The following is a 3,581-nucleotide window of genomic DNA, read 5'->3' on the forward strand; positions in this document are numbered from 1 at the left end:
GCGTGTGCGTGAATTGAACGTCGCCACGGATCAGCCGATCGTAGGCGGACAAAAGGTGTCACTCAATTGGGTCGTCGACAATATCGGGACGGTGGCGACCGACCGTGAGTCCTGGGCCGATGCCGTCTATCTGTCCGAAGATGATGTCTTTGATTCCGGTGACCAACTCGTGTTCGCGATTCCGCATGACGGTCGTTTACAACCGGGCGACGACTACAGGCACGACGTCGAATTCACGCTGCCGCCGTCGGCCAAGGGAAGCCACTTTTTCGTCCAGACAAATGTGGATCCACGAATCGCGCTGACCGAAGAAGCGAAGTTTTTGGAGGAGGTTGCGGCGGTCCTGAAGCGAATCGAAGCGGCGACAGGGAAACCGATCGGGGAAACTGAAATCGGGGATCTGAAACAATTCTCACGCAGCGAGTTGCTGGCGATCCTTGCCGGTCCAACCAATACCTTGGTTCAAGTCTACGAAGGCCCCTTTACCGACAACAATGTCGGCTCGGTCGAGGCCACCGTGGTCGATGCGATCGCGGACCTATTGGTCGAGAACGTCACCGCAACACCGACCAGCAAATCCGGTGAACCGATTACCGTCTCCTGGACCGTTCGCAATGCCGGTGACTCCGCGACCAACGAGGTCACTCAATCGATCAAACAATACGTTTATCTATCCAAAGACCCTGTGTTTGATGCAAGTCGAGCGATCTTGGTCGGATCACCGACGAAAGTCTTGAACGGTCCGATCGCGGTGGATGGTTCGTACAACGCCAGCATGGTCGTATCGTCGCCGCCGGGCAGTAGCGGTAACTGGTATGCCCACGTGTTTGCCAACGTTGGCCTGTTCCGTGGAAAACCGGTCTTGACTGCGTTCAGCAAAAGTGGCTTCCCGGATTGGCCCCGACATTTTGTCGACAAGACGTGGGAAGCCGGACGCAAATCGGACAACTTTGCGTCATCGCAGATCATCGCGATCGAGTATGCCGAACCCAATTTGGTGATCTCCAATTTGTCGGCCGTTCCGACCAGTCCCGACAGTGGGTCACTGATGGACGTCTCGTTCACGGTCACCAACTCAGGGACTCGGGCGACGCGTGTCGACCAGTGGACCGATCGCGTGTTCCTGTCGACCGATACGTCGACCGATGCGTATGACATCGAACTGGGGACGTTCCGACGGAACAATGTGCTGGGTATCGGCGAGAGCTATGAAGTGGCGTTGCAGGTGCGCTTGTCGAACAACATCGGCGGCGAGTTCCACGTGATCGCGCAAACCGATGCCACCTTCGCCGATCGAAGTGCCGCGCTGTACTCGTTGCCGTATCCGATCGCCGAGGGCTGGCCGCGACTTCGCGGCGTGGCCAACAAGGTCTTGGAATTCAATGACGAAGGCGACAATCAGACCTCGGTGCAGTTGGACGTGCAATTTGTTCCGGCACCGGACTTGGTGATCGATTCGGTCGATTTCGTCAATCCCTCCAATCCGTCATCCAACGTGGTGGAGGTCGGCAACGATTTCACGTTTACCTACACGTACACGAACGACGGAGGCGTGATCCCGGATTCGCAGGTGCCGTTCGTCGATCGAGTCTATCTGTCGCGGGACCGATTGCTCGATGTCTCGAGTGACCACTTCGTCAAACAGATTGTGCGCGGTGAAACGTTGGCACCGGGACAAACCGGCACGATCACCGAGACCGCGCGGTTGCCGCGGGGGATCACCGGCGATTATTTCATCATCGTCGCGACCGACTTTCCCAACGCCTACCGGCCCGACGGCGAAGTCATCGAGACCAACGAAACGAACAACATCACCGTCGCGGCGACGCCGATTTTGATCGTCCAACCGCCGCCATCGGATTTGCAGGTGATCGACATTTCCGCACCGACATCGGGCAGCGTCGGCGATGTGTTGTCGGTCTCTTGGACCGTCGAGAACCGCGGTGATGAGCAGGCCAGGGCGAGGATTGCCGACGCCGTTTATCTGTCCGCCGACAGCCAGTGGGACATCGGTGATCGTTTCCTCGGGCGGGTCGAATCCGCTTCGGTTCGCACGCTGCAACCGGGTGACTCTTATTCCGCGTCGCTGGATTTTGAAGTCCCCGTCGTGCTGCCGGACGGTTATCGAATCATCGTCCGCACGGACATTTTTGATGACGTCGTCGAAGGCGAAAACAACCGCAACAATGCGTCGGCTTCAGCCGACGAAGTCAACATCACGGTGCCGCTGCTGCGGTTGGACATCCCGTTGGAAGACCAGTTGGCGGTCGGCGTCAGTCGGTTGTTCCAGTTGGACGTCTCGCCGGGCCAGACCATCCGAGTCGACTTGGACAGTACGACCGGTATCGGGCGGCACGAACTGTACGCCGCCCACGAACGATTGCCTTCGCCTTTCGATTTTGACGCCGCCTACGAAGGATACCTGTCGGCCGATCAGTCAATGATCATTCCCGAAACACTCGGCGGGCGATATTTCGTGCTCGCCCGCGGCGGCGTTCGAATCGATGTCGAAGAAAACGATCCACGCGGCCGATCGGAATACCCGGTCACGATGAACGCGACCCGGCTTCCGTTTGGTATCACCGATGTGACGCCGGATTCAGGCGGAGACGATCGCTACGTGACGGTGACGATTCGCGGAGCCGAGTTTCCCCAACAGGCGGCGGTGCGTTTGGTTCGTCCGACGCTGGCGGAATTCGCGCCCGTCTCGGTTTCGAGAATCGACGCCACCAAGATCGTCGCCGTGTTTGATCTTCGCGATGCACCGCACGGTTTGTACGACATCCAAGTCTTGCATCCCGATGGGCGACTCGCCGTCGATCCGTACCGATTCCAAGTCGAGTCGGCTGATGCGTTGGAAGTCAACGTCGGCGTCGGTGGTCCCAGCCAGATCGACCTCGGGGCGACCGGCGGCTATGGATTTGCCGTCCAAAATCTGGCCAACGTCGACACGCCTTATACGTTGCTGGAGTACGCGTTCCCGAACGCGCCCAATCGTCGCCCCGATCTGATCCCCGGGCCGGCGATCGAGTTTGCGAGTGGTTTGCGGGGTGATGCGTTGACCGTTGCGCCGTTGTTTGATTCGATCAGCACCTTCGACTTTTCGAGCGTCGTTCCGGAACTGAATCTATCCGGCGTGCTGACCGCACGCGGCGTCGCAATCGATTTGCCCAATCAAGGGGTGACCGAAGTCGGTTCGGCGGTGACGATCTATCCGGGCTTGCGAGAAATCTTAGAGACGGATCCGGATTTTCTAAAAGAACTCAGTCCGTTCGAGTTGGACGATCTGGGCTTCGACTTCTATGTCGCGGCCGCGGCGACGCCGATGACGGCCGATGAGTACTTGGATTACCAACGTGACGAAGCTGCAAAACTGCGCGGTGCGATTCTGGCAGATCAGATTGATGTTGAGAATGCCGAGGATAGTACGAATCTGTTCTTGCGTCGGGCCCATTCTGCCCTCGTGTCGATCGCCGGCGACGCCGAATCGTTCACAAGTCTCTATCTGCAAGCTTTGGCCGACAGCGGCTTGCTGCGGCCTGAAGACACGCCGCCGATCGCAGACGGCAAAGCCGAAAACA

At 58.4% G+C, this 3,581-nt stretch carries 1 protein-coding gene; it reads left to right on the forward strand.

The window, feature by feature from the left end; genetic code table 11:
• The coding region (locus ABX749_RS26165; protein WP_372898597.1) for a CARDB domain-containing protein at positions 1 to 3,581 on the forward strand (3,581 nt) is incomplete at both ends.

This window comes from Stieleria sp. (genome assembly GCF_041595215.1).
Classification (GTDB): domain Bacteria; phylum Planctomycetota; class Planctomycetia; order Pirellulales; family Pirellulaceae; genus Stieleria; species Stieleria magnilauensis.